This window comes from Leisingera caerulea DSM 24564, from assembly GCF_000473325.1.
GTDB classification, from domain to species: domain Bacteria; phylum Pseudomonadota; class Alphaproteobacteria; order Rhodobacterales; family Rhodobacteraceae; genus Leisingera; species Leisingera caerulea.
Genome location: NZ_KI421513.1, coordinates 446,057 through 470,613, shown reverse-complemented (window position 1 = coordinate 470,613; position 24,557 = coordinate 446,057). Strand labels below are relative to the sequence as shown.

The following is a 24,557-nucleotide window of genomic DNA, read 5'->3' as shown; positions in this document are numbered from 1 at the left end:
AGTTGTTTTATGATCAGACCGGGGTCAACATCTTGATCGAGATATTGGTGACCCCGTCGCGTTCAAGGTGCATGGCAAGTTCCTCCGAGCCGAAGAAGGCGCGTGCCTTTTCCAGGTCGTTGATGGCGAACAGCGCCACAGCGTGGTTCTTGCGGTCCGGATCGCTCCAGACGTTCATGTCGGTGATGCCAGAGGCCTGCCGGTTGCGCTTGTCCTGCCGGAACACGGTCAGCCAGGCGTTGAAATCGGCCACATCGGCCTGCCAGAGAACATGAGTTGCCATCGGTGTTACTCCTTTTTCCGTTCTGGAAGCAGGATGCACCGGATGGGGCGGGGAGCGCTTTGATTCCACTCAACTGACGGGGGGCTTGAGGCATTACCTTCCGAATGGGGGCGCTGCCCCCGGCCCATGCGCAGTGGGGCTCCGCCCCGTTCGGCCCTGAAACCGCCCCCCAGGCGGTTTCCAAGACGGGCCTCACCCCCCGGAGTATTTTTGTAAAGGTGAAAGCTCATGCGAGGAGCACCCCCGCGAGCATCGCGGCTAAGCCGCTGGTGGCGATGAGCCAGATGGCGGTGCGCAGATAGGGCAAGCCGCTGAGGTAGGCAGGCAGGTAGAGGGCGCGGCCCCCAAGATAGGTGTAGATCCCGGCGGAGATCAGCGCGCTGTGCAGACTCGCCAGTTCCGCCACCAGCGCCAAGCTGATGAAGACCGGGGCGGTTTCCAGAAAGTTGGTGAAGGCCCGCTGCGCCCGGCCCGCCAGCGCGCCGCGGCTGACGGTGGTGTCGCGCGGGCCTGCGGTCCATGCGTTGCCGACGGATAGCTTCAGCAGGAAGCTGTCGCAGCTCACGTGGATCAGGGCGAGGATCGAGAGGCAGACAAGGCCCCAGAGCGGGAGGGTCATTGGGTTGAACTGCATTCAAGTTTGACACTCTTGACTTCTTCCCGGCGTCCATTGACAGCACTTATGATGCTGAAAATAGCTATTCCCATCAAAAGCCCGGCACCAAATGTTGGTTCGCCTTTGTTCGGCCCCTCAGCTGTCACCCAACCCAACCAGTTAAATGCGATTGAGGTGAGCACCATTACAGAGAAAAATATGGGTACGACTACTAGGAAGAAACTCCAATGGCGGGATTTTCCGGTCAGAAAGAGGTGTGTGCCGCAGGTTCCGCAAAGGTGAAAATCGGTCTTGTTCACACCCCTCCAAGGGTTGGTCCGCATCATAGCCAGCGTTGACTGAATGCGCCCGCAATCGGGGCACTTTATCCCGCACCAGCGCGCCCAATAGCTGGGTCTTTCACCAATTTTGGGCGCGCTGATTTTGTAGGGCTGGCTAGGCTTTCCCCTCAATGGATTACAGATCCATCAGCAGGCGGCGCGGGTCTTCCAGCGCTTCCTTGACGCGGACCAGGAAGGTCACGGCGCCTTTGCCGTCGACGATGCGGTGGTCATATGACAGCGCGAGGTACATCATCGGGCGGATCTTGATTTCGCCGTTCACCACCATCGGGCGGTCCTGGATCTTGTGCATGCCCAGGATGCCGGACTGCGGCGGGTTCAGGATCGGCGAGGACATCAGCGAGCCGTAGACGCCGCCGTTGGAGATGGTGAAGGTGCCGCCCTGCATTTCCGCCATCGACAGCTTGCCGTCACGGGCGCGCTTGCCCTTCTCGGAGATCGCCTTTTCGATCTCGGCAAAGGACATCCGGTCGGCGTCGCGGATCACCGGCACCACCAGGCCCTGCGGGGTGCCCGCGGCAACGCCCATGTGCACGAAGTTCTTGTAGACGATGTCGGTGCCGTCGATCTCGGCGTTGACCTCAGGCACTTCCTTCAGCGCGTGGCAGCAGGCCTTGGTGAAGAACGACATGAAGCCCAGGCGCACGCCGTGCTTCTTCTCGAACTGGTCCTTGTACTGATTGCGCAGCGCCATCACCTCGGTCATGTCCACCTCGTTGTAGGTGGTCAGGATCGCGGCGGTGTTCTGGGCGTCCTTCAGGCGCTTGGCGATGGTCTGGCGCAGGCGGGTCATCTTCACCCGCTCCTCGCGTGCCGCATCGTCGGCTGTGACCGGGCCGCGCACCTGGGCGGGGGCCGGGGCGGATGCAGGTGCGGATTTGGCAGCGGCCAGGGCAGCCGCGACGTCTTCCTTCATGATGCGCCCGTCGCGCCCGGTTCCCTTGACCTGGCTGGCGTCGATGCCGGCTTCTGCCATTGCCTTCTCCGCCGAGGGGGCGTTTTTGACGCCAGCGCCCGGCCCGGTGCCAGTGCCGCGGGCAGCATCTGCGGCGGGTCCGGCATCGGTGCCGCCCGCAGCGGCGGCGTCTCCCGCCGACATGACCGCCAGCTTGCCGCCCGCGTTAACGGTCGCGCCTTCTTCGGCCAGGATTTCGGTCAGCACGCCGGCCGCGGCCGCGGGCACTTCGACGGACACTTTGTCGGTTTCCAGCTCGCACAGCATCTCGTCCTGCGCGACGCTGTCGCCCACCTTCTTGAACCAGGAGGAAACGGTCGCCTCGGACACCGACTCGCCAAGCGCGGGGACCATGACCGGCACCGGGGCGCCGTCGCCGCCGGAGGACGCATCGGACGGAGCCGGTGCTGCCGAAGATTTGCTGTCAGAAGCGGCCGGGGCTGCGGCGGTGCCGTTGGCCTCGGTCAGGGTGGCCAGCAGCGCGTCGACGCCGACGGTTTCGCCTTCGCCGGCCACGATCTCGCCCAGGGTGCCTGCCGCGGGCGAGGGCACCTCAACCGTCACCTTGTCGGTTTCCAGCTCGCAGAGCATTTCATCGGCATTGACGCTGTCGCCGGGTTTCTTGAACCAGGTGGCCACGGTGGCCTCGGTCACGGATTCGCCCAGGGTGGGTACGCGGACTTCGGTTGTCATGTCTCTTTATCCTCAGATGCTCAGCGCTTCGTTCACGAGGGCTGCTTGTTGGGCTTTGTGTTCGCTGGCCAGGCCGGTTGCGGGCGAGGCCGAAGTGGCGCGGCCGGCATAAAGCGGCCGGGTGTGCTTGGCGCCGATCCGGGTCAGCACCCATTCGATGTTGGGTTCGATAAAGGTCCAGGCGCCCTGGTTCTTGGGCTCTTCCTGGCACCAGACCATTTCCGCCTGCTTGAAGCGCTCCAGCTCCTTCACCATGGAGATCGCGGGGAACGGGTAGAACTGCTCAATCCGCATCAGATAGACGTCGTCGATGCCGCGGGCGTCGCGTTCCTCCAGCAGGTCGTAATAGACCTTGCCCGAGCACATGACGACGCGCTTGATTTTGTCGTCGGCGGCCAGCTGGGTGTCTGAGTTGCCCTTCTGGGCGTCATCCCACAGCACCCGGTGGAAGCTGGAGCCGGTGGTGAAGTCCTCGGCGTTGCTGACCGCCAGCTTGTGGCGCAGCAGCGATTTCGGGGTCATCATGATCAGCGGCTTGCGGAAGGTGCGGTGCAGCTGACGGCGCAGGATGTGGAAGTAGTTCGCGGGCGTCGTGCAGTTGGCCACGATCCAATTGTCCTGGCCGCACATCTGCAGGAAGCGTTCCAGGCGGGCGGAGGAGTGCTCCGGCCCCTGGCCCTCGAACCCGTGCGGCAGCAGGCAGACAAGGCCCGACATCCGCAGCCATTTGCTCTCGCCCGAAGAGATGAACTGGTCGAACATGATCTGGGCGCCGTTGGCGAAGTCGCCGAACTGGGCCTCCCACAGCGTCAGCGCATTGGGTTCGGCCAGCGAGTAGCCGTACTCAAACCCCAGCACCGCGTATTCGCTCAGCGCCGAGTCGATCACCTCGTACTGGGACTGGCCCGCGCGGATGTTGTTGAGCGGGTAGTAGCGCTCCTCGGTCTCCTGGTTGACGATGCCGGAATGGCGCTGCGAGAAGGTGCCGCGGGTGGCGTCCTGGCCCGCCAGGCGCACCGGGTAGCCTTCCAGCAGCAGCGAGCCGAAGGCCAGCGCTTCGCCGGTGGCCCAGTCAAAGCCCTTGCCGGCTTCGAACATTTTGCCGCGGGCATCCAGAAAGCGGCCAACGGTGCGGTGCAGCGGGAAGCCGTCCGGCACTTGGCTCAGCGCTTTGCCGATCTCCGCCATGGTCTCTGGCGCGATGGCGGTGCGGCCGCGCTGATAGTCGGCATCTTTTTTGTCCAGATGCGACCAGCGCCCGTCCAGCCAGTCGGCCTTGTTGGGCTTGTAGTCCTTGCCGGTCTCGAACTCTTCGTTCAGATGCGCCTGGAAGGCGGCCTTCATGTCCTCGATCTCGCCCTCGGGGATGAGGCCATCCTTGACCAGCCGGTCAGTGTACAGAGTCAGAGTCGTCTTGTGGCCCTTGATCTTCTTGTACATCAAGGGGTTGGTGAACATCGGCTCATCGCCTTCGTTGTGACCGAAGCGGCGGTAGCAGAAGATGTCGATGACCACGTCCTTGTGGAACTTCTGGCGGAATTCGGTTGCCACCTTAGCGGCGTGGACCACCGCCTCCGGGTCATCGCCGTTGACGTGGAAGATCGGCGCCTCAACCACCAGTGCGTTGTCGGTGGGGTAGGGGGAGGAGCGCGAGAAATGCGGCGCGGTGGTGAAGCCGATCTGGTTGTTCACCACGATGTGCATGGTGCCGCCGGTGCGGTGGCCGCGCAGGCCGGAGAGCGCGAAGCATTCCGCAACAACGCCCTGGCCGGCAAAGGCGGCATCGCCGTGCAGCAGGATCGGCAGCACCTCGGTGCGGTCGCTGTCGCCCAGCTGGTCCTGCTTGGCGCGGACCTTGCCCAGCACCACCGGGTTCACCGCCTCCAGGTGGGAGGGGTTGGCGGTCAGGGAAAGGTGCACGCTGTTGCCGTCGAATTCCCGGTCGGAGGAGGCGCCGAGGTGGTATTTCACGTCGCCGGAGCCATCCACGTCTTCGGGTTTGAAGCTGCCGCCCTGGAATTCGTTGAAGATCGCCCGGTAGGGCTTCTGCATCACATTGGCGAGGATGTTGAGGCGGCCGCGGTGCGGCATGCCGATCACGATGTCCTTGACCCCCAGCGCGCCGCCGCGCTTGATGATCTGCTCCATCGCCGGGATCAGGCTTTCGCCGCCATCGAGGCCGAACCGCTTGGTGCCGGTGTATTTGACGTGCAGGAACTTCTCGAAGCCCTCGGCCTCGACCATCTTGTTGAGGATCGCCTTGCGGCCTTCGCGGGTGAAGCGGATTTCCTTGTCGTAGCCCTCGATCCGCTCCTTCAGCCAGGCGGACTGCTCGGGGTCGGAGATGTGCATGTATTGCAGCGCAAAGGTGCCGCAGTAGGTGCGCTTCACGATCTCCACGATCTGGCGCATGGTCGCGACCTGCAGGCCCAGCACATTGTCGATGAACACGGGGCGGTCCATGTCGGCATCGGTGAAGCCATAGGTCTTGGGGTCCAGCTCCGGGTGCGGGGTGGCGGCGCGCATGCCCAGCGGGTCGAGGTCGGCGGCCAGATGGCCGCGGATCCGGTAGGCGCGGATCAGCATCAGGGCGCGGATCGAGTCCAGCACTGCGCGCTGCACCTGATCGTCCGTCAGCTTAACGCCCTTGGCAGCGGCCTTGTCGCGGATCTTCTTGCCGGCTGCCTTGGCCTCAACCGGGGCGGGCCAGTCGCCGGTCAGCGCGCCGGTCAGGTCATCGGCGGGCATCGGCGGCCAGTCATTCCGCGCCCAGGAGGGGCCGGTGGCCTCGGCCTTCACGTCAAGTTCGGCATCGCCCATCTGGCGGAAAAACTCGGCCCAGGCGGCATCCACCGCGTTCGGGTCATTGGCGTATTGGGCATAAAGCTGCTCCAGATACTCCGCATTGTGCCCCTGCATGAAGGAGGAGGCGCGGAAGAGGTCGTTGGGGCTTTGATCGGTCATTTTGGTGCCTCTTGCGGGTTGGGACCGTATTTGTTCTGGCCTTAGGCCACTCCCGGCAGGGTGGTGCGCAGGAGTTTCAAATGGATGAATGTGCCGCAGAACCTTGCGGCCAATCCGGTATGGCAAACCGTCTTGGCGGCGAGGTCCCTCAAAGAAAGAGCTGCCTTGGGAGTAGGGTATGCCCGGCGAAGACCGCCGGGCATTTTCCGCTTTGAGGTATGCAAAGCGGACACGGGCATTACTTGCCGATCGCTTTCAGAACCGCTTCGCCCAAGCCCGCCGGGCTTTCGGCGACCACGATGCCTGCGGATTTCATCGCTTCGATCTTGTCCTCGGCGCCGCCCTTGCCGCCGGCGACAATTGCGCCCGCGTGGCCCATGCGGCGGCCCGGAGGGGCGGTGCGGCCGGCGATAAAGCCTGCAACCGGCTTCTTGCGGCCCTTCTTGGCCTCATCGGCCAGGAACTGCGCGGCCTCTTCCTCGGCGGAGCCGCCGATTTCACCGATCATGATGATGCTCTCGGTCTCGTCATCGGCCAGGAACCACTCCAGCACGTCGATATGCTCGGTGCCCTTGATCGGGTCGCCGCCGATGCCCACGCAGGTCGACTGGCCCAGGCCCACATCGGTGGTCTGCTTCACCGCCTCATAGGTCAAGGTGCCGGAGCGGGACACAACGCCGACGGTGCCGCGCTTGTGGATGTGGCCGGGCATGATGCCAATCTTGCAGGCGTCCGGGGTGATCACGCCGGGGCAGTTGGGGCCGATCAGAACCGACTTGGAGTTTTCCAGGGCGCGTTTCACCTTCATCATGTCCAGCACCGGGATGCCTTCGGTGATCGCCACGATCACTTCCATTTCGGCGTCGATGGCTTCCAGGATCGAATCCGCGGCAAACGGCGGCGGCACGTAGATGACAGAGGCGTTGGCTTCGGTTTTCGCCTTGGCTTCATGCACGGAGTTGAAGACCGGCAGGTTCAGGTGGGTCTGGCCGCCCTTGCCGGGGGTCACGCCGCCGACCATCTTGGTGCCGTAGGCGATGGCCTGTTCGGAGTGGAAAGTGCCCTGCGAGCCGGTGAAGCCCTGACAGATGACCTTGGTGTTTTCGTCGATGAGGACTGCCATGTTTTTGGTTCCTTCAAGCGGTATGAGTGTGTTGGGTCTGCGGGGTGGCCAGAGAACGGCCGTCGAAGCGGATTTTTTCGAGAGTGGCCCGCCCCAAGACCACACTGGGAAGTATTCGGAAGCCGCCGCGGAATTCATAAATCCCGCGGCGGAATTTCTGGCGGAACAGCGGCCAGCCCTTGGGCCGGTGGCGCGCTGGTCCGATGGCGTGTTCGTCCGGCGCGTCGTTGCCTTGTTCAGCAAGCGCCGGCTGGATCTGGTAGACCTTGATGCCGCGCGCAGCCGTTGAGGCGTCAAAGTTGAACAGCAGGTTGTCCAGCGTGATGCAGAACGGGCGGCTGTCCAGCAGGTGTTGCGCCGCTTGCCGGGAGATCACATAGGCCGCACCGCCGGCGTGGCGGGACAGCAGCTGGCGCACCTCGCGGCCCAGATGGGTGGCGCCGCCCTTGCCAAGCGCCACCTGCAGCTTGCGGCTGCGCCAGCGCTCGAACTTGACGATGCCGGCATCCGCAGGCCACCAGGAAAGGTCCGCCAGCCAGGCGCCGGTGTCGGGTGACAGGAAGACGTCATCCTCCAGGATCAGCGCCACATCGGCGTCTGACGCCAGGAAGGCCTCCCAGGCCTTGGCATGGCTCAGGGTGCAGGCCATGTCCTTGGTCTGGAAATAGCCCCAGTTGCCCTCAGGTGCGCACTGCTTGAGCATCTCCTCGCGGCTGACGGCAGTGCTGTCCACCGCGTCAACCCGCGTGGCCGCAAGCCCGGCCTGATCCAGCTCCCGCTGCATCAGCGCCGCCCGGCCTGTAGCCTGCCGCAAGCCTATGAGGTAGACAGCCGCCTTCACCGGATCAGGCCCTTAGCCCTTAACTGCCTTCACGATCTTCTCGGCGCCGTCTTTCAGGTCGTCCGCAGCGATCACGTCGAGGCCGGAGGTGTTGATGATCTCCTTGCCCTTCTCGACGTTGGTGCCCTCAAGACGGACCACCAGCGGCACCTTCAGGCCGACTTCCTTCACTGCGGCGACCACGCCCTCGGCGATAACGTCGCAGCGCATAATGCCGCCGAAGATGTTGACCAGGATGCCTTTGACGTTTTCGTCGGAGGTGATGATCTTGAACGCCTCGGTCACCTTCTCCTTGGTGGCGCCGCCGCCGACGTCGAGGAAGTTGGCAGGCTCCGCGCCGTAGAGCTTGATGATGTCCATGGTGGCCATCGCCAAACCTGCACCGTTCACCATGCAGCCGATCTCACCGTCCAGCGCAATGTAGTTCAGGTCGTATTTGGAAGCTTCCAGTTCTTTCGGGTCTTCCTCGGTGGTGTCGCGCAGCTCTGCCACGTCGGCGTGGCGGTAGACCGCGTTGCCGTCAAAGCCGACCTTGGCGTCCAGCACCTTGAGGTTGCCGTCGTCGCTGACGATCAGCGGGTTGATTTCCAGCATCTCCATGTCCTTCTCGACGAAGGCTTTGTAGAGCTGGCCCATCAGCTTGACGCACTGCTTGACCTGCTGGCCTTCAAGGCCCAGCGAGAACGCGATGCGGCGGCCGTGGTAGGCCTGGTAGCCGGTGGCCGGATCAACGGAGAAGGACAGGATCTTTTCCGGGGTGGCGGCGGCCACTTCCTCGATGTCCATGCCGCCCTCGGTGGAGCAGACAAAGGAGATGCGCGAAGTCTGGCGGTCCACCAGCAGGGCCAGGTACAGCTCACGCTTGATGCCGGAGCCGGCTTCGATGTAGATGCGGTTCACCTGCTTGCCCGCCGGGCCGGTCTGATGGGTGACCAGGGTGCGTCCCAGCATCTTCTTGGCTTCTTCGGCAGCTTCCTCCACCGATTTGGTCAGGCGCACGCCGCCCTTTTCGCCGGCATCCGCTTCTTTAAAGGAGCCTTTGCCACGGCCGCCTGCGTGGATCTGTGCCTTCACGACCCACAGCGGTCCGTCGAGCTCACCGGCGGCGGTTTTGGCTTCCTCGGCCCGCAGCACCACGCGTCCGTCGGACACCGGCGCGCCGTAGCTGCGAAGAAGGGCTTTGGCCTGATATTCGTGGATGTTCATCTGAAACTGTCCCGTCTGGCTGCAATTGTCTGCTGTTCAATAGGCCGTGTTAAAGCCAAGTGTTAAAGGCTTATTTGACGGGAGACGGGGAAATGGTGAAGATTTTCAGGTTTTGTGATCACAGGTTTTGGGGGTGTGATCACAATTTACCGGAGGCTTAACGGCGGTGATTCGAGCCTTGGCCGGAAGGCCGCCGCCGCCGCATCATGGGCCAAAAGCGTCAGCCGCCGGACCGGGACGCTGCGGCAAAAGAAAAGGGCCCGCCAGACGCGGGCCCTTTGAATAGCGGCAAGGTGCGGCGCTTAGGCCAGCGAGCTGTCGATGCCCTTGCAGGCCTCAACCAGGCCCTTCACGGCGTTGACCGAGTTGTCGAACATGGTCTGTTCTTCTTCGGTCAGCTGGATGTCGACGATCTTCTCGATGCCGCCGGCGCCGATCACGGTGGGCACGCCCACGTACATGTCGCTGACGCCGATTTCGCCGGTGCAATAGGCGGCGCAGGGCAGCACGCGCTTCTGGTCTTTCAGATAGGCCTCGGCCATTTCAATGGCGGAGGTCGCCGGCGCATAGAAGGCGGAGCCGGTTTTCAGCAGGCCGACAATCTCGGCGCCGCCGTCACGGGTGCGCTGCACGATGGCGTCGAGCTTGTCCTGGGTGGTCCAGCCCATCTTGACCAGGTCGGGCAGCGGGATGCCGGCCACGGTGGAGTAGCGCACGGACGGCACCATGGTGTCGCCATGGCCGCCCAGCACGAATGCGGTGACGTCTTTCATGGAGACGCCGAATTCCTCGGCCAGGAAGTGGCGGAAGCGTGCGGAGTCCAGCACGCCGGCCATGCCGCAGACCTTGTTGTGGGGCAGGCCGGAAAACTCGCGCAGCGCCCAGACCATCGCGTCCAGCGGGTTGGTGATGCAGATGACAAAAGCGTCCGGCGCGTGGTCGCGGATGCCTTCGCCCACGGATTTCATCACCTTCAGGTTGATGCCCAGCAGGTCGTCGCGGCTCATGCCCGGCTTGCGCGGCACGCCGGCGGTGACGATGCAGACGTCGGCGCCTGCGATGTCCTCATAGGACTGGGTGCCCTTGAGGGACGCGTCGAAGCCCTCGGACGGACCGGATTCTGCAATGTCCAGCGCCTTGCCTTCGGGGATGCCTTCGGCGATGTCAAAGAGAACAACGTCGCCCAGTTCCTTGAGGGCTGCGAGGTGCGCGAGGGTGCCGCCGATCTGACCTGCGCCGATGAGGGCGATTTTGGGTCGTGCCATTGGTAAATGTCTCCGGTCCGGTTGAAATTTCCTGATGCCTACGGCGTAAACCCGGGCCGTGCAAGGGTTCTGCGCTGCGGCATAGGGTGCGGTATACTTGCGTATGCCGAAGTGATACCGCTAAACGGTCTTTAATTCAGGGCTTTCAGGGGCGGGCTATGGCGGCATTTGATGCGATGTTTTTCGTTTTTGCCATTCCTGCGGTCGTTTTTGCGGGCGTCTCCAAGGGCGGTTTCGGGTCCGGCGCCGCCTTTGCCTCGGCGGCGATTCTGGCGCTGGTGCTGGAGCCGGGTATGGCGCTGGCGCTGATGCTGCCGCTGCTGATGCTGATCGACGTTGCCACGCTTAAACCCTATTGGGGGCGCTGGAACCTGGGCGCGGCGCTGCTGCTGATCGCAGGCGGGCTGCCGGGGGTGGCGCTGGGGGCGTGGCTTTACACCTCAGTGGACGCCGATGCGATGCGGGTGCTGATCGGCGCGGTGGCGGTGGGGTTCGTGCTGTGGCAGCTGCGCGCCCGGCTGGGCCTGCGGGCCGTTGCGGCGCGGCCGCTGTCGCGCCTTGCGGGCCTTGCCGCCGGGCTGGCGGTGGGGTTCACCAGTTTTGTCAGCCATGCGGGCGGGCCGCCAGCGGCGGTCTATCTTCTCAGCCTGAGGTTGCGGAAGACCGAATACCAGGCCAGCACGGTGCTGATTTTCTGGGCGATCAACATTGCCAAGGCGGTGCCTTATGCCGGGCTGGGGCTGTTCACACGTGAAACGCTGATGCTTGATCTGATGCTGGCGCCCTTTGCCCTGCTCGGCGCCTGGCTGGGGGTGAAGCTGCATCACAGCATCCCGGAGCGCTGGTTCTTTGCGCTGACCTATGTGCTGCTTGTGGTGACCGGCACCAAGCTGATCTGGGACGGGCTGGCCTGAAGCCCCCTTCAGGCGCAGCCCGCCGTGGCGTCCCCGGCCGCTGTCGCCGCAGCCTGGAAACCTGCCTCAATAACTGCTCAGACGTCGCTGTCCGTGTTTGGCAGTGCTTCTGCGAGCACTTCATAGGACTGGCCGGAGGCGACCAGGCAGGTCATGCCGTTGGGGGTTGTCACGGTGATGGTCCAGCTGCCGGTTTCGTCCGACGCAAAGGTCTCCATCACCATGCCTTGCTGGCCCATGCCGATGCTCTGGCGGCTTTCGCCGTATTTCTCGGCCAGGCGCTTCACTACCGTGTCGCGCGGCGCGCAGTTGCGGCTTTGCGCGGCGGCGGGGGCCGCGGCCAGGGTGAGGGCGGCCAGGGTGGCCGGCAGTGCAAATATTGTCCTTTTCATCTCGTTTTACCCTTTCCGGAACGGCCGGACAGAGCAGGGTGCCGGACGGCAGCCCCCGTATCCCTGAGCGGGCCGGTGTGTGACGCTGTTGATGCTGCAGGCCCCATGCCTGCGGGCAGCAGGGGCGGCCTGAAGAGGCGGCGGGGATCCTGTGCCGTGGTACCTTAAATTGTGCCTGTCAGGTGCTGATAAGTGGTTAACCCTGAGGCCGCTGCTAAAGCACGCGCATTTTCAAGGACTTGCTGCAATTGCAGGCAAAGTTACGCTGCGCTGCGGCGGAATTGTACTTGAAAGTATACAATCGAATCTGTACCGCTTTACGCAATAAAATAACTTTTGGAGAGCTTGCATGGACCCGCGCGCGCGCCCCTACCGTTCGGTTTTATATATTCCCGGTTCCAAGCCGCGCGCGCTGGAAAAGGCCAAGACCCTGCCGGTGGACGCGGTGATCTTTGATCTGGAAGACGCGGTGTCGGTCGATGAAAAACCCAATGCCCGCGCGACCCTGGCGCAGGCGCTGGAGGCGGGCGGGTTTGGTGCGCGGATGAAGATCGTGCGGATCAACGGGCTGGACACCGAATGGGGCCGCGAGGATGCCATCGCGGCGGCCAAGATGGATTGCGACGCGATTCTGCTGCCCAAGGTGAACTCCCCTGCCGATCTGGACGCGCTGGCAGAGATCACCGGGGACATCCCGCTGTGGGCGATGATGGAGACGCCGCGCGGGATGCTGAATGCCGCCGCCATCGCCGCGCACCCCAAGCTGCAAGGCATGGTGATGGGCACCAATGACCTGGCCAAGGAATTGCAGACCCGCTACCGCCCGGACCGGCTGCCGATGATGGCAGGGCTGGGCCTGTGCCTGCTGGCGGCCAAGGCCGAGGGGCTGGTCATCGTCGATGGTGTTTACAATGCCTTCAAGGACGCCGAAGGGCTGGCCGCCGAATGCGCCCAAGGCCGCGACATGGGCTTTGACGGCAAGACCCTGATCCACCCGGCGCAGGTGGAGACGGCCAATGCCGCCTTTGCCCCGACCGAGCGGGACATCGAAACATCGCGCCGCCAGATTGCCGCATTTGAAGAGGCGCAGGCCGCAGGCCAGGGTGTTGCGGTGGTCGACGGCAAGATAGTCGAGAACCTGCATGTGGCGACGGCGCGTGAGATCCTTGCAAAAGCGGATGCAATCGCCGCGCTTTCCGCATAGGTGTTAACAAGTTTAACATCTAAGAGGGGCTGAAATGGCGCTTTTGATCCTGGGACTTCTGCTGTGGTGGGGCGGCCACCTGTTCAAACGGCTGGCGCCGGATATGCGCGCTTCGATGGGCAATGCCGGGCGCGGCGCCGTGGCGCTGGTGCTGGTTGCCGGCATTGTGCTGATGGTGCTGGGCTACCGCGGCACGGAATTCATCCATGTCTGGGCGCCGCCGTCCTTCATGGTGCATATCAACAACCTGCTGGTGCTGATCGCCATCTATATGATGAGCCCGGCACCCAAGAAAGGCGCGTTGCTGAACGGCATGCGGCATCCGATGCTGGCGGGCTTCAAGCTGTGGGCCGCGGCGCATCTGCTGGTCAATGGCGATCTGGCCTCGATCATCCTGTTCGGCGGCCTGCTGGCCTGGGCGGTGGCTGAGGTCATCGTGATCAACCGCTCCGAACCGGACTGGCAGCCTGGCCCCAAGGGCACGCTCGCCAAGGACGGGATGTTCTTCCTGGCCTCGATTGTGCTGCTGGCGGTGATCGGCTACGTCCACGGGCTGATCGGGCCTTCGCCGTTTCCGGGATAGGTCCTGAGCAGGAGAGGAAGCCATGAAACTGTACCGATTTTTGTCCGAGGACGACACCTCTGCCTTCTGCCACAAGGTGACCGATGCGCTGAACAAGGGCTGGGAGCTGCATGGCAGCCCGACCCAGGCCTTTGATCCCGTCAAGGGGATCATGCGCTGCGGCCAGGCGGTGGTGAAAGAGGCGGACGGAACCTACACCCCTGAGACCAAACTGGGAGAACACTGATGGCCAAGACCAATCCGGGCCGGTTTTTCGAAGACTACACCGTCGGCGAAGTGATCCGCCACGCGGTGCCCCGCACGGTGTCGGGCGGGGAGCGGGCGCTGTACCACGCGCTGTATCCGGCGCGTCATGCGCTTTTTTCTTCGGATGAGTTTGCCCGGGCCTCTGGTCTGCCCTCGGCGCCGCTGGATGATCTGGCGGCCTTCCACGTGGTGTTCGGCAAGACGGTGCCGGACATATCCCTCAATGCGCTGGCGAACCTCGGCTATGCCGAGGGGCGCTGGCTGCTGCCGGTGTACCCCGGCGACACGCTGCGCTCTGAATCCGAGGTGATCGGGCTCAAGCAGAACTCCAACGGCAAGTCGGGTGTGGTCTATGTGCGCACCCGCGGGCTGAACCAGCGCGATGAATGCGTGATGGAATACGTGCGCTGGGTGATGGTGCGCAAACGCGACCTGGACGCCCCGGCACCGGAGACGGTGATCCCGGAGCTGAACAAGGTGATCCCGGCAGACCAGCTGGCGGTCCCGGCGGGGCTGGATTTCTCCAATTACGATTTCACCCTGGCAGGCGAGCCGCATCGCTGGGGCGACTATGAGGTGGGCGAGACCATCGACCATGTGGATGGCGTCACCATCGAGGAAGCCGAGCACATGATGGCGACCCGGCTGTGGCAGAACACCGCCAAGGTGCATTTCGACACGACCGCGCGCCCCGATGGCACCCGGCTGATTTATGGCGGCCATGTGATCTCGATGGCGCGGACGCTGTCGTTCAACGGGCTGGCGAATGCGCAGATGATCGTCGGCCTCAATGGCGGCGCGCACGCCAACCCCTGCCTGTCGGGCCTGACCGTGCGGGCCTGGTCTGAGGTGCTGGACAAGGCCGACACCGCGGCGCCGGGCGTTGGCGCGATCCGGCTGCGGCTGGTGGCCGCCAAGGGAGGCGCGCCGTTCGAGCTGAAGGGCGAGGACGGCAAGTACCTGCCGGATGTGCTGCTGGATCTGGATTACTGGGCCCTGATGCCGAAGTGACCGGGCAGGGGGCGTTGCCCCCTCGCGCCGCTGGCGCTCACCCCCAGGATATTTTCCGCCAGGTGAACAGGGGAAGCTGGCAGAAATGTGATGACCCTTAGCGCGGTTGCCGCTTAAGCTGGTTTCATGCGGGTCTTGCAGCTTCTGGTTTTCTCCATGTTCTCCCTCTGGCCGCTGCGCGCAGCGGCCTGCGATCTGGCATTGGTGCTTGCGGTGGATGTTTCCGGGTCCGTCGATGCCGAGGAATACCGCATTCAGATGGACGGTTTGGCGGCCGGCCTGCGCGACGGGGTTGTCTCTGAGGCGCTGGTCAAGGCGCGCGCCCGGGTGCTGCTGCTGCAATGGTCCGGCCAATCACGCCAGGAGGTGACGCTGCCCTGGGCTGAGGTGCGCAGTTTCAGTGATGTCGAGGCGCTGGCGCAGCGGATCGAACAGGCACCGCGGCCCTGGCGCAATTACTCCACTGCCGTGGGCGAGGCACTGTTTCTGGCGGTGGAGCAGTTTACCGAGGTGGCGGAGTGCACGCGCAGGGTGATCGACATTTCCGGCGACGGGTTTTCCAACGAAGGCGTCGAGCCGCGCGAGGCGCATGGCGCGCTGTCTGCCCTGGGCGTGACCGTGAACGCTATCGCGATTGAGCAGAGCGAGCCGGACCTGACCGCCTATTTTTTTGAGAACGTGATCCGCGGCGATGGGGCCTTTGTGGTCACGGCCGCCAGCTTTGCCGATTACCCGTCGCGCATCCGCAAGAAACTGGTGCGGGAGGTCGCGCGCCAGACGGCCTTGGGTCCGCAGCAGGGCGGCAAAGCGGTGGCGGCTTTGCAGTGATTTGCAGAAGGGGCTCTGATTCTGCAAAAGATTTTCAATGAGCGGTTTTGTGATCACTAAATATTTGCTGTGATCACAACACGTGGCCTTTTAGCGCCAACAGCACGGAAACCTGCCGTTTTTAACCGTTCGGTTGGGTGACACGCCGTAAAAATCGGCTAAAACGTCGTCAGCCAACCTGAAAAGGAGCCAACATGGCCGATGTCAATCGGGGCAACCGCCCGCTTTCGCCGCATTTGCAGGTCTACCGGCCGCAGCTGACCTCTGTGACGTCGATCCTGACGCGGATCACCGGCAACGCGCTGATCGTCTCGGCGCTGCTGATCGCCTGGTGGTTCCTGGCCGCCGCTACCTCTGCCGACTATTTTGCCACCGCCAACGGCCTGCTGACCAGCTGGTTCGGCGATCTGGTGATGACGCTGTCGGTGCTGGGCCTGTGGTATCACACGCTGGCCGGCATCCGGCACCTGATCTGGGACAACGGCTATATGCTGGAGCTGGAGCAGGCCGAGAAGCTGGGCTGGGGCGTGGTGATCGGCTCTGCCGTCCTGACCGTACTCACCATTATCATCGTCTAAGCTCAAAGGACACACGCGATGCGATATCTGACTGACCGCAAACGCGCCGTTGGCATGGGCGCTGCAAAATCCGGAACCGCGCACCACTGGTCGATGCAGGTGAGCGCTGTGGCGCTGCTGATCCTGGTGCCGCTGTTCGTTTTCACCTTCGGCTCTGCGCTGGGCGGCTCTTACGAGGAGATCACCGCCTATTACTCCCGCCCGTTTCCTGCACTGGTGGCCGTGCTGACAATCTGGGTCGGCATGATGCACTTCAAATCCGGCGCCCAGATCATGATCGAGGACTATGTCCATGGCCTGAAAGGCCGCCTGGCGATCATTCTGGTCAAATGCCTGTCCTACGCCGTCGCCGCGACCAGTGCCTATGCGCTGATCCGCCTGGCCCTGTAACGCTCCGAGGTTTCCATCAATGGCTGCTTACGAATACGAAACACATGAATATGACGTGGTCGTGGTTGGCGCCGGCGGGGCTGGCCTCCGCGCGACGCTGGGCATGGCGGAGCAGGGGCTGCGCACGGCCTGTGTGACCAAAGTGTTCCCGACCCGCTCCCACACCGTGGCGGCGCAGGGCGGCATCGCCGCGTCCCTGGGCAACATGGGCCCGGACAGCTGGCAGTGGCACATGTATGACACCGTCAAGGGCTCCGACTGGCTGGGTGACACCGACGCGATGGAATACCTCGCCCGCGAGGCGCCCAAGGCGGTTTACGAGCTGGAGCATTACGGCGTGCCGTTCTCGCGCACCGAGGAAGGCAAGATTTATCAGCGCCCGTTCGGCGGCCACACGACTGAGTTCGGCGAAGGCCCCGCGGTGCAGCGCACCTGTGCGGCGGCTGACCGGACCGGCCACGCGATCCTGCACACGCTCTATGGCCAGAGCCTCAAGAACAACGCCGAGTTCTACATCGAGTATTTCGCCATCGACCTGATCATGTCCGACGACGGGCAGTGCCAGGGCGTTGTCTGCTGGAAGCTGGATGACGGCACCATGCATGTCTTCAACGCCAAGATGGTGGTGCTGGCGACCGGCGGCTATGGCCGTGCGTATTTCTCCGCCACCTCGGCGCATACCTGCACCGGCGACGGCGGCGGCATGGTGGCCCGTGCTGGCCTGGCGCTGCAGGACATGGAGTTCGTGCAGTTCCACCCGACCGGCATCTACGGCTCCGGCTGCCTGATCACCGAGGGCGCGCGGGGCGAGGGCGGCTACCTGACCAACTCCGAGGGCGAACGCTTTATGGAGCGCTATGCGCCCCAGTACAAGGATCTGGCGCCGCGCGACTATGTCAGCCGCTCGATGACCATGGAGATTCGCGAAGGCCGCGGTGTGGGCGCCGAGGGCGACCATATCCACCTGAACCTCTCCCACCTGCCGGCCGAGGCGCTGGCGGAGCGGCTGCCGGGCATTTCGGAAAGCGCAAAGATCTTTGCCGGCGTGGACGTGACCAAGGAGCCGATTCCGGTTCTGCCCACCGTGCATTACAACATGGGCGGTATTCCGACCAACTATTGGGGCGAGGTTCTGAACCCGACCGAAGATGATCCGACCGCGGTAGTCCCGGGCCTGATGGCCGTGGGCGAGGCAGGCTGTGCCTCGGTGCATGGCGCCAATCGTCTCGGCTCCAACTCGCTCATTGACCTGGTGGTCTTTGGCCGCGCCTCCGCCATCCGCGCGGGCAAGGTTGTTGATCCGGAGACATCGAACCCGGTGCTGAACCAGGCCTCTGTCGACATGGCATTCGACCGTTTCGACACCCTGCGCAATGCCAATGGCGGCATCCCGACCGCTGACCTGCGGCTGGAGATGCAGAAGTGCATGCAGGCCGACGCAGCCGTGTTCCGCACCTCCAAGACCATGGCGGAAGGCGTCGAGAAGATGACCGCGATTGCGGCCAAGCTCGATGACCTGAAGGTGACCGACCGCTCGCTGGTCTGGAACTCCGACCTGATGGAGACGCTGGAGCTGACCAACCTGATGCCGAACGCGCTGGCCACCATTATCGGCGCCGAAGCCCGCAAGGAAAGCCGCGGCGCGCATGCGCATGAGGACTTCACCGACCGCGACGACGAGAACTGGCGTGTCCACACCGTCTCCCGCGTGGAGGGCAACAAGGTTGATCTGTCCTACCGCCCGGTGGTGGTCGACCCGCTGACCACCGAGGATGAAGGCGGCATCAGCCTCAAGAAAATCGCGCCCAAGGCGCGGACGTTCTAAGGAGACAGATCATGGTTCAACTCAGCCTCCCGAAGAACTCCAAGATCACCACCGGCAAGACCTGGCCCAAGCCGGAAGGCGCCAGCAATGTGCGCAAGTTCAAGATCTACCGCTGGAACCCGGATGACGGCAAAAACCCGCAGGTCGACACCTACTTCGTCGACATGGACAGCTGCGGCCCGATGGTCCTGGACGCGCTGATCAAGATCAAGAATGAGATCGACCCGACCCTGACCTTCCGCCGCTCCTGCCGCGAGGGGATCTGCGGGTCCTGTGCGATGAACATCGACGGCATCAACACGCTGGCCTGTATCTATGGCATGGATGAGATCAAGGGCGATGTGGCGATCTATCCGCTGCCGCATATGCCTGTGGTCAAGGACCTCATTCCCGACCTCACGCATTTCTATGCCCAGCACGCCTCGATCATGCCGTGGCTGGAGACCAAGACCAACCGCCCGGCGAAAGAGTGGAAGCAGTCCATCGAGGACCGCAAGAAGCTCGATGGCCTCTATGAATGCGTTATGTGCGCCAGCTGCTCGACGTCCTGCCCGAGCTACTGGTGGAACGGCGACCGCTACCTCGGGCCGGCCGCGCTGCTGCACGCCTACCGCTGGATCATCGACAGCCGGGATGAGGCCACGCCTGAACGCCTTGACCAGCTGGAAGATCCGTTCAAGCTGTACCGCTGCCATACCATCATGAACTGCGCCAAGACCTGCCCCAAGGGCCTGAACCCGGCCAAGGCGATTGCGCATATCAAGAAGATGATGGTCGAGCGCACCGTCTGAGCGCGGCAGGGCTGATCCGCAAGGATCCGCCGCCCCGTACGATGAAATTTGCATGGCCCCCGGTTTCCTGCGAAACCGGGGGCATGTTCTTTAGCTGGCATTGGAATTCGGGCATGAAACTGATGGTACTTGCCGCGGGCGCGCTGAGCGTGCTGGCGGGCTGCATGACAGCCACCGACCACGACCGTATTGGAGGCCAGCTGGCAGCGACGGATGCCAAGATCCCCGGCTGTATCGCGGCCGCGGGTATCACCGGGCAATACCGGGTGCGCACGGCGTTTCTAGGCCATGGGGCAGGGACAACGGTGCTGCGCACGGTCCAGCCGGGGGTCAACGTGACCGAGGCGCAGGCGGCACAGGCGACCTCCTGTATCAACACCTGATCCAAATCGGTTGAGCGGCGGCGGCAGCCGCCCTAAGGTGCCGGAATGCAACCGCATTTCTACGCCATTCTTCTCGCCGGCCTGGCCGGTCTTTCGATGCCGCTGGGCGGGTTTCTTGCCTGGTGCGAGCATATCCGAAACCCGGTCCTGCGCGACGAGGTGCTGCACGCCATCGCAGCCTTTGGCGGCGGTGCGCTCACCTCTGCGGTAGCGCTGGTGCTGGTGCCGGAGGGGGCGCAGGCGCTGCCAGCCGTTCTTGCTGTGCTGTTGTTTGCGGCGGGCGGAGGCGTGTTCTACCTGGCCGACACCGTGCTGCAAAAGCACGGCGGCAGCGGCGCCCTTCTGCTGGCGATGCTGCTGGATTACGTGCCCGAGGCGATGGCGCTGGGGGCGATGCTGGTGGCGGATGCCGCCACCGCCTGGCTGCTGGCGCTGATGATCTTTCTGCAAAACCTGCCGGAGGGCTTTGCCGCCTTCCGCGAGGTCTGGAGCGGTGACAGCCCGGCCTGGCACGTGCTGCTGGCCTTCGTGGGGCTGGCGGCGCTGGGGCCGGTCTGCGCCCTGACTGGGCTCGTCTGGCTGGCAGAGGCGCACGCGGTGCTGGGGGCAATCATGGTTTTTGCAGCGGGCGGCATTCTCTATCTGCTGTTTCAGGACATCGCGCCCAAGGCCCATTCAAACCGCAGCAGCGTGCCTGCACTGGGCGCGGTTGCAGGCTTTGCCCTGGGGCTGGCCGGGCACCTGCTGACGGTGTAATGCTGACCCTTGGCCTGCTGCAATGCAGCAAGTGCATGGCGCCTTTGCAGAAACGGCGGCTGCACCCCGGGCGTGCAGGGGGTAGTTTGGCCCTTGAGGGAGGATCGTGCCAGACTATGGAGGCAACCCGATGAACCCGGTGAATTTGCAGCAGGACCCGAAGGATAAGGCCCGTCAGGCCGCGCTGGAGGCCTTGGAGCAGGCGTTTGCCTATTACACCCCGGAACCGCTGCCCGCGGCGGCCGAGGTCGAAGCTGTGGATGGCGTGGTCGAATACTACCAGGCGGCCTGAGGTGCGGCGCGGCGTGACCGCTTTGCGGGGCATTCCGGTTGAGCCGGCGGCGGCTGCGGCGTAGACAGGGGAATGCCTGTTCTGCTGCTTGTCCTTATGGCGGGCGTGTTCGCCTATTTCCTGTGGCGCCGCCACGCCACCAGCCTGACCCGCAACTGCCGCTGGCGCCAGCAGCGCGCCCAGGGCCAGTGGCGCTGCAGCTATTGCGGCGCTGCGGAACCGGGGGATGCCGCCCCGCGCATCTGCCGCGATCCGCGCCGCACGTGATAACCGCACTTTGCAGCCTGCAGCGATGAGCTCCCGCGCCCGCAGGCGCCCCGGCTGCGCCGGAACGCCTTCTGTGCAGGGCCCAACGGCGAGACGCCTTTTCATAAGGCGCCGGAGCAGGCGGGAGCCTCTCGGCCCGTGCATGGCAGACCCGCAAAAAATAATGCTTGAAAGACTCACCTCTTTGCCCGATATGGGCTGACAAGACGCCAACGCACGCGCCTCTGTCGAAAGGGGTTTTACTCCCCTAAGGTTACGTAGCGACGGTAACGTCTCTGACAGAACTGAGCGGTCATATATGGCCGGGTCTTTTGGAGATGACCATGAACGTACACGTAGCCGGGCAAACTGCTCGCGATTCCGTATCTGTATCCCGTCACCTGCAGTACATTGCGCAATCCCGCTTCGACCGGCCGACCCTGGTTGTCGACAGCCAGGCGGTGGCCCGCCAGTATCAGGCGCTGGACCGCGGCCTGGGCCGGGCGCGCATCCACTATGCCGTCAAGGCAAACCCGGCGCCGGAAGTGCTGGAAACCCTGGTCCGCCTTGGTTCCAACTTTGACGCGGCCAGCCGCGCCGAGATCGAGATGTGCCTGGCGGCCGGCGCGCGGGCTGAGCAGATCACCTTCGGCAACACCATCAAACGCCCCTCGGACATTGCCTTTGCCCATAGCATCGGCATCACCCATTTTGCCGCCGACGCCCAGGAAGAGCTGGAAAAGCTAGCCGAATTCGCACCGGGCGCGCATGTTTGCCTGCGGGTGATCGTCGAGGCCTCGGGCGCCGATTGGCCGCTCAGCCGCAAGTTCGGATCGTCGGCGGCCATGGCGCTGAGCCTGATGGACACCGCCGCCGGGCTTGGCCTCAGCGTGCACGGCCTGTCGTTCCACGTGGGCTCGCAGACCCGCGATCCGCTGATGTGGGCGCCGGTGCTGGATCAGGTGGCAGAGGTCTGGACCGCGGGCCGCGCGGCCGGCCATGACCTGAAGCTGGTGAACATCGGCGGCGGCTTCCCGGCTTCTTACAAGGCCGAAGTGATGGGCGCCGAGGACTATGCCCGCGCGGTGATGGAGCAGGTCAATGCCCGCTTCCCCGATGCTGCCGAAGTGATGGCGGAGCCGGGCCGCGGCCTGGTGGCCGAAGCCGGCGCAATTGCGGCCGAGGTGCTGCTGGTCTCCCGCAAGCATGCCGATGACATGTTCCGCTGGGTCTATCTGGACATCGGCAAATTCTCCGGCCTGGCTGAAACCATGGATGAGGCGATCCGCTACCGGATCTCCACCAGCCGCGACCACGAACCGACCGGCCCCTGCGTGCTGGCCGGCCCCTCCTGCGACAGCGCTGATGTGCTGTATGAAAAGCAGCTGGTGCAGCTGCCGCTGGGCCTGAAAGCGGGCGACCGCGTGGTGATCCACTCCTGCGGCGCCTATACTTCGACCTATGCCTCGGTCGGCTTCAACGGCTTCCCGCCGCTGGACGTGGTGGTGATCTGACCTCCGCCCTCCGGCGCTTGTGATCTGTACGGCCCGCCGCAGGGCTTGAAACCCTGCGGCGTTGCCGTCTTGATGGGACAAACGCACAAGAAGGTTTGCCCCATGACAATCCCCCCCGAAGCCCCCGCCGACGCGGACGCCCGCCGCGCGGTCAAGCCGGTGATCTGCTACCCCAATGACACTCTGCCGGTTCCGGATCTGCCGCTGTACCGGCAGGCGCGGCAAGGGGCGGTGAAAACCGGGGAGGTGCTGGTGCAGCCCCGCGATGCCGCCTGTTTCGAGGTGCCCGCCGGGCATTTCTTCAGGATCACCTCGGTGGAGGGGCCGCAGGTGGGCGATTTGAACCTGTGGAACAGGGCCGACCTTAGCGAGCGGTTCTACTCGGGCAAGACCCGCGCCCTGCACGGCACCCATCTTACCAAGGGAGAGCGGATGTGGACCAGCTTTCCGCATCTGCGCCCGATGGCGACCATCACTGAGGACACACTGGGCTGGTACGGGATCGACCAGTACGGCGGGGCGGTGCATGACGTGATCGGCACCCGCTGCGACCCCTACACCGGCAACCTGCTGGCGGGCAGCCAGTACCACCATTGCTGCCATTCCAACCTGACCAGGGCGCTGGCCGGTCACCTGGGGCTGCCGCCGGAGGAGGCGGAACCGCATGTGCATGACGTGCTGAATGTCTTTATGTGCACCGGTTTTACCCGCGATACCGGCCAGTATTTCATGAAGGCAAGCCCGGTGCGGCCCGGTGATTACCTGGAGTTCTTTGCCGAGATCGACTTGCTGGGGGCGCTCAGCGCCTGCCCGGGCGGGGATTGTTCGGCTGAGCATTCCAGCGATACGGCGGCCTGCTATCCGCTGCTGGTCGAAATCTTTGCGCCGGCCAATGGCGCGCTAGGCGATTGGAAAAGCCCGCCGCGAAATGGGTATGACCGCAGCCACGGCCTTGGCTGAGCCGGCAATATTGGCTTAGCTTTCCGGCAAGAGGACAAAATTGGCGCAATATCTTCATGGAAGCAGGCAAGATGATTAATTGCCGTGACCGAAAACACCATTAGGCACGTGTTTTCCACGTGCAGAAAATGAAGCCAGGTCTTTCAGGCCGTAAAAAAGGGCAGGGCGAAAGCCGCTGCCCTTACTGATTATCAAAATGAAAACTTTCAGCCGAACGCGGCCTCAAGTGCAATTTCCACCATATCGCCAAAGCTGCGCTCGCGCTGATCAGAGGGCAGCGCCTCGCCGGTGCCCAGGTGATCGGACACGGTCAGCACTGCCAGCGCCCGGCAGCCGTGGCGGGCCGCTAGCGTGTACAGCTCTGCCGCTTCCATCTCCACGCCAAGAATGCCATGGCGCACCATCTGCTCGTTCAGGTCCGGGCGTTCGTCATAGAACACATCCGAGGAGTAGATGCCGCCGATATGGGTTCCCGCGCCGCGCTTGGCAGCCGCCTGGGCCGCCGCCTGCAACAGGCCCCAGTCGGCGCAGGGGGCAAAGTTCAGCTCCCGGAAGATACCGCTGGACGGGCTGTTGAGGGTTGTGGCCGTCATTGCCAGGATCACGTCCCGGAGCTTGACCTTGTCCTGCATGCCACCGCAAGAGCCGATGCGGATCAGCGTCTTGGCGCCATAGTCCCGGATCAGCTCGTTGGCATAGATCGACAGCGAGGGCATCCCCATACCGCTGCCCTGAATGCTCACCCGGTGGCCGTTCCACGTGCCGGTGTAGCCCAGCATGCCGCGCACCTCATTGACCAGCTTGGCATCTTTCAGAAAGGTCTCAGCCGCCCATTTGGCCCGGTAGGGGTCGCCGGGCATCAGAACGGTTTCTGCCATGTCGCCCTTGGCGGCGCCGATATGAATGGTCATCGCTCAGCTCCAGCCAGCTCAGATTTCCAGATCGGAAATATCCTTGCCGGCGGTCAGCGCGGCATGGACCCAATGCGGTTTGCGGCCCCGGCCGGTCCAGGTTTCTTCGGGGTTTTCCGGGTTCCGGTATTTCGGAGCGGCCTTGGTTTTCTTTACGCCCTGGCGCGACGCAGTCGCGATCTCATCCAGCGAGAAACCGTATTTTGCGGCAGCCTCCTCGGCGGCTTTCAGGGCTTCCTGGCGTTCGCGCAGTTCTGCTTCCTGCAGGGCTTTATCAACATCGCTTTGAAGCTGCAGAAGCTCTTTTCTGCTCATTGCCGAAAGGTCGAAGGTCATTCTGAACTCCATATATAAAATGACATACCGGAAAAACCGGTATGTCATTCCTTATGGACTGAATACCAGACGCATTTCAGCATCTTTTTTATCGGTTCGCAGAAAACTGC

Annotated in this window: 28 protein-coding genes; 16 read left to right on the top strand and 12 right to left on the bottom strand. The window is 63.7% G+C overall.

Annotated features, from left to right (window positions below; translation table 11 throughout):
* Positions 1–13 precede the first annotated feature (13 nt).
* From CAER_RS0109430 to mdh, 9 genes are all read right to left on the bottom strand, one after another.
* The gene (locus CAER_RS0109430) at positions 14–283 is read right to left on the bottom strand and encodes a hypothetical protein (protein ID WP_027235119.1); all 270 of its coding nucleotides are present in this window, start codon (positions 281–283) and stop codon (positions 14–16) included.
* A gap of 226 nt (positions 284–509) precedes the next feature.
* Positions 510–902 (bottom strand): MAPEG family protein, encoded by a 393-nt coding sequence (locus CAER_RS0109425; protein WP_027235118.1) that lies wholly within the window; start codon positions 900–902, stop codon positions 510–512.
* Entirely contained in the window at positions 899–1,198 is a 300-nt protein-coding gene (locus CAER_RS29710; protein WP_129369869.1) for a hypothetical protein, read from the bottom strand. The genes CAER_RS0109425 and CAER_RS29710 overlap by 4 nt, the downstream gene beginning before the upstream one ends.
* A gap of 157 nt (positions 1,199–1,355) precedes the next feature.
* The gene (odhB, locus tag CAER_RS0109420; protein WP_027235117.1) at positions 1,356–2,888 is read right to left on the bottom strand and encodes a 2-oxoglutarate dehydrogenase complex dihydrolipoyllysine-residue succinyltransferase; all 1,533 of its coding nucleotides are present in this window, start codon (positions 2,886–2,888) and stop codon (positions 1,356–1,358) included.
* Between the two features lie 12 nt (positions 2,889–2,900).
* Positions 2,901–5,852: a 2-oxoglutarate dehydrogenase E1 component gene (locus tag CAER_RS0109415; protein ID WP_027235116.1), complete on the bottom strand. Its 2,952-nt coding sequence runs from the start codon at positions 5,850–5,852 to the stop codon at positions 2,901–2,903.
* Between the two features lie 238 nt (positions 5,853–6,090).
* The gene (gene sucD, locus CAER_RS0109410; protein WP_027235115.1) at positions 6,091–6,975 is read right to left on the bottom strand and encodes a succinate--CoA ligase subunit alpha; all 885 of its coding nucleotides are present in this window, start codon (positions 6,973–6,975) and stop codon (positions 6,091–6,093) included.
* A 13-nt stretch (positions 6,976–6,988) separates the two neighbouring features.
* Positions 6,989–7,816: a glycosyltransferase family 25 protein gene (locus tag CAER_RS27855; RefSeq protein WP_084299510.1), complete on the bottom strand. Its 828-nt coding sequence runs from the start codon at positions 7,814–7,816 to the stop codon at positions 6,989–6,991.
* 12 nt (positions 7,817–7,828) lie between these two features.
* A complete protein-coding gene (gene sucC / locus CAER_RS0109400) occupies positions 7,829–9,022 on the bottom strand; it encodes an ADP-forming succinate--CoA ligase subunit beta (RefSeq protein WP_027235114.1) in 1,194 nt (397 codons plus the stop codon).
* A 302-nt stretch (positions 9,023–9,324) separates the two neighbouring features.
* A complete protein-coding gene (gene mdh, locus CAER_RS0109395) occupies positions 9,325–10,287 on the bottom strand; it encodes a malate dehydrogenase (RefSeq protein ID WP_027235113.1) in 963 nt (320 codons plus the stop codon).
* 158 nt (positions 10,288–10,445) lie between these two features.
* On the opposite strand from mdh, the gene CAER_RS0109390 reads away from it, so the two are divergent.
* Positions 10,446–11,201, top strand: coding sequence for a sulfite exporter TauE/SafE family protein (locus CAER_RS0109390; RefSeq protein WP_027235112.1), 756 nt, complete (start codon positions 10,446–10,448; stop codon positions 11,199–11,201).
* Positions 11,202–11,278: 77 nt separating this feature from the next.
* On the opposite strand, the gene CAER_RS0109385 is transcribed toward CAER_RS0109390, so the two are convergent.
* A complete protein-coding gene (locus tag CAER_RS0109385) occupies positions 11,279–11,593 on the bottom strand; it encodes a hypothetical protein (RefSeq protein ID WP_027235111.1) in 315 nt (104 codons plus the stop codon).
* 349 nt (positions 11,594–11,942) lie between these two features.
* On the opposite strand from CAER_RS0109385, the gene CAER_RS0109380 reads away from it, so the two are divergent.
* The 15 genes from CAER_RS0109380 to CAER_RS0109310 all read left to right on the top strand — a co-directional run bounded on the left by CAER_RS0109380 (position 11,943) and on the right by CAER_RS0109310 (position 23,200).
* On the top strand, positions 11,943–12,797 hold the full coding sequence (locus tag CAER_RS0109380) for an HpcH/HpaI aldolase/citrate lyase family protein (RefSeq protein WP_027235110.1): 855 nt from the start codon (positions 11,943–11,945) through the stop codon (positions 12,795–12,797).
* Between the two features lie 34 nt (positions 12,798–12,831).
* Positions 12,832–13,380, top strand: a complete 549-nt coding sequence (locus CAER_RS0109375; RefSeq protein ID WP_027235109.1) for an NnrU family protein — start codon at positions 12,832–12,834, stop codon at positions 13,378–13,380.
* 22 nt (positions 13,381–13,402) lie between these two features.
* The gene (locus CAER_RS0109370) at positions 13,403–13,606 is read left to right on the top strand and encodes a DUF1737 domain-containing protein (protein ID WP_027235108.1); all 204 of its coding nucleotides are present in this window, start codon (positions 13,403–13,405) and stop codon (positions 13,604–13,606) included.
* Positions 13,606–14,637: a MaoC family dehydratase gene (locus CAER_RS0109365; protein ID WP_027235107.1), complete on the top strand. Its 1,032-nt coding sequence runs from the start codon at positions 13,606–13,608 to the stop codon at positions 14,635–14,637. Before CAER_RS0109370 ends, CAER_RS0109365 begins: the two co-directional genes overlap by 1 nt.
* Before the next feature lie 126 nt (positions 14,638–14,763).
* Positions 14,764–15,465 carry a DUF1194 domain-containing protein gene (locus CAER_RS0109360; RefSeq protein WP_027235106.1) on the top strand — a complete coding sequence of 234 codons (702 nt, stop codon included), beginning with the start codon at positions 14,764–14,766 and terminating at the stop codon, positions 15,463–15,465.
* 194 nt (positions 15,466–15,659) lie between these two features.
* On the top strand, positions 15,660–16,043 hold the full coding sequence (gene sdhC / locus CAER_RS0109355) for a succinate dehydrogenase, cytochrome b556 subunit (RefSeq protein ID WP_027235105.1): 384 nt from the start codon (positions 15,660–15,662) through the stop codon (positions 16,041–16,043).
* A gap of 18 nt (positions 16,044–16,061) precedes the next feature.
* The gene (sdhD, locus tag CAER_RS0109350; protein ID WP_008554201.1) at positions 16,062–16,433 is read left to right on the top strand and encodes a succinate dehydrogenase, hydrophobic membrane anchor protein; all 372 of its coding nucleotides are present in this window, start codon (positions 16,062–16,064) and stop codon (positions 16,431–16,433) included.
* 19 nt (positions 16,434–16,452) lie between these two features.
* Complete coding sequence (sdhA, locus tag CAER_RS0109345; protein WP_027235104.1) at positions 16,453–18,258, top strand: succinate dehydrogenase flavoprotein subunit; 1,806 nt, start codon at positions 16,453–16,455, stop codon at positions 18,256–18,258.
* Positions 18,259–18,269: 11 nt separating this feature from the next.
* Positions 18,270–19,049: a succinate dehydrogenase iron-sulfur subunit gene (locus tag CAER_RS0109340; RefSeq protein WP_027235103.1), complete on the top strand. Its 780-nt coding sequence runs from the start codon at positions 18,270–18,272 to the stop codon at positions 19,047–19,049.
* A gap of 113 nt (positions 19,050–19,162) precedes the next feature.
* Entirely contained in the window at positions 19,163–19,432 is a 270-nt protein-coding gene (locus CAER_RS0109335) for a hypothetical protein (protein ID WP_027235102.1), read from the top strand.
* A gap of 45 nt (positions 19,433–19,477) precedes the next feature.
* Positions 19,478–20,188, top strand: coding sequence for a ZIP family metal transporter (locus CAER_RS0109330; RefSeq protein WP_027235101.1), 711 nt, complete (start codon positions 19,478–19,480; stop codon positions 20,186–20,188).
* 106 nt (positions 20,189–20,294) lie between these two features.
* Entirely contained in the window at positions 20,295–20,480 is a 186-nt protein-coding gene (locus tag CAER_RS30135; RefSeq protein WP_154667759.1) for a hypothetical protein, read from the top strand.
* Positions 20,481–20,552: 72 nt separating this feature from the next.
* On the top strand, positions 20,553–20,747 hold the full coding sequence (locus tag CAER_RS0109320) for a hypothetical protein (protein WP_027235100.1): 195 nt from the start codon (positions 20,553–20,555) through the stop codon (positions 20,745–20,747).
* A gap of 323 nt (positions 20,748–21,070) precedes the next feature.
* Positions 21,071–22,240: a type III PLP-dependent enzyme gene (locus tag CAER_RS0109315; protein ID WP_409359724.1), complete on the top strand. Its 1,170-nt coding sequence runs from the start codon at positions 21,071–21,073 to the stop codon at positions 22,238–22,240.
* 102 nt (positions 22,241–22,342) lie between these two features.
* Entirely contained in the window at positions 22,343–23,200 is an 858-nt protein-coding gene (locus CAER_RS0109310; RefSeq protein WP_027235098.1) for an urea carboxylase-associated family protein, read from the top strand.
* Positions 23,201–23,406: 206 nt separating this feature from the next.
* Here CAER_RS0109310 and deoD read toward each other — a convergent pair whose 3' ends face one another.
* On the bottom strand, positions 23,407–24,111 hold the full coding sequence (gene deoD, locus CAER_RS0109305) for a purine-nucleoside phosphorylase (RefSeq protein WP_027235097.1): 705 nt from the start codon (positions 24,109–24,111) through the stop codon (positions 23,407–23,409).
* An 18-nt stretch (positions 24,112–24,129) separates the two neighbouring features.
* Positions 24,130–24,447, bottom strand: coding sequence for an H-NS histone family protein (locus CAER_RS0109300; RefSeq protein WP_027235096.1), 318 nt, complete (start codon positions 24,445–24,447; stop codon positions 24,130–24,132).
* Positions 24,448–24,557 lie beyond the last annotated feature (110 nt).